Here is a 1,481-nt window from a genome sequence, read left to right as displayed (position 1 = left end):
GGAGCGCGTCGCGGTGCATCAGGCCGAGACGAAGCCGCTGATGGCGGCATTCTGGTCGTGGTTGATGGCGCGCCTCGAGGAGATCTCGGCGAAGTCGTCGTTGGCCAAGGCAATCCGCTACACGCTCAACCATTGGGCCGGACTGACGGTGTTCCTCGCTGATGGACGCGTCGAGGCCGGCAACAACACGGTGGAGCGAAGCATCCGTCCGATTCCCCTGGGCAGAAAGAATGCGTTGTTCGCCGGGTCTCATCGTGGTGGTGAACGCTGGGCCGTTCTCGCTTCACTGATCAACACCGCCAAGCTGCATGGCATCGATCCGCAGACCTATCTCGCAGACGTGCTGGAGCGTATCGTCTCCGGCCGTACGAAGGCGAACGCATTGCGCGCGTTGCTTCCCTGGATCTGGAAGATCGAACGCGTCGCTCCGGCCGTCGCGGCGCCATGAGACGGCCGCGTCGCTCGCGCGCCGCGGCAGCGACAATGACCCTCGATCAACTCGACATGTGGCTGAACGTGCTCAAACCCAGTGCGCGTGTCGATGGCGCGTCGATGCTGGACGGCTATCTGACCGCGATCATCGTCGGGCCATGCTCGATCCCGCCAGACGAATGGTTTGTTGACCTCCTCGGCGAGCGCGGCCGCATCGCCACCGCGGCGGGCAAGACGCTGGCGGCGATCATGGCGATCGTCACCCGCTTCAACGCGATCAGCGAGGGGTTGTCGATCGCGCCTGACAAGTATGCGCCGATATTCGAGAAGACGCGCGACGGCATGGCCAGGCCGCAGCCGTGGTGCATGGGTTTCCTGAGTGCGACGCGACTGCGCTTCGATACCTGGCGGCCGCTTTTTGATCTCGGCCACATCGACCACGGGCTGATGCTGCCGATCCTGCTCTACTGCGCCGATCCGCTCGGCCGACCTTTGCTCGGACCGCCGCGCGAAGGACCGGAGACTGAAAAGTTCCTGCACACCGAGTATCACGACATTCCGCTCGTTGTCCCAGCAATCCGAGACTACTGGATGCCGCAGCGTCTGAAGCAGGATCAGCGTCAGGCCTGATACCCGTGGCCAACTCGCATCGGTTACGAAGAATCGGCTACCTTGCAGCGCGATAGCATCACGAGGCGCACCCAGCTGGAGCAAACTCTGGCCGGCGTCGAGCGGCGGTTGCAGGGCGTGCTGCGCGCGATCGAGCACGGCGCCTGGAACGACACGCTGCGTGCCCGCCTCACCGAGTTGGAGACGAGCAAGGTCGATCTGACCGCCCAACTTGCCACGCTCGCTGACCCGTCACCGGTGCGGCTGCACCCAAACGCGGCGTCGCTCTATGCGGCCAAGGTGGCCGAGCTGGAGGTATCGCTCAACGCGCCGGAGATCCGCGACGAGGCGGCCGAGGCGCTGCGGTCGTTGATCGAGCGCGTCGCCCTGACGCCAGACCCCACGGCCCCGGACGGCTTGGCGGCCGAACTGCACGGTGA

General features: G+C 65.2%; 2 protein-coding genes and 1 pseudogene. All 3 read left to right on the top strand.

Annotated features, from left to right (window positions below; genetic code table 11):
- Nucleotides 1-448 (top strand): IS66 family transposase (locus OL599_RS25740; RefSeq protein WP_264716927.1); only part of this gene is annotated, 448 nt, incomplete at its 5' end.
- A gap of 35 nt (nt 449-483) precedes the next feature.
- A complete protein-coding gene (locus tag OL599_RS25735; protein WP_264716925.1) occupies nt 484-1,062 on the top strand; it encodes a UPF0149 family protein in 579 nt (192 codons plus the stop codon).
- A 42-nt stretch (nt 1,063-1,104) separates the two neighbouring features.
- Nucleotides 1,105-1,481, top strand: a pseudogene (locus tag OL599_RS25730) (hypothetical protein); the annotation flags it as partial.

Origin of the sequence: Limobrevibacterium gyesilva (assembly GCF_025989185.1) — a bacterium.
GTDB lineage: Bacteria > Pseudomonadota > Alphaproteobacteria > Acetobacterales > Acetobacteraceae > Limobrevibacterium > Limobrevibacterium gyesilva.
Note: the sequence above shows the minus strand (reverse complement) of the source record. Positions and strands in the feature narration are given on the sequence as shown.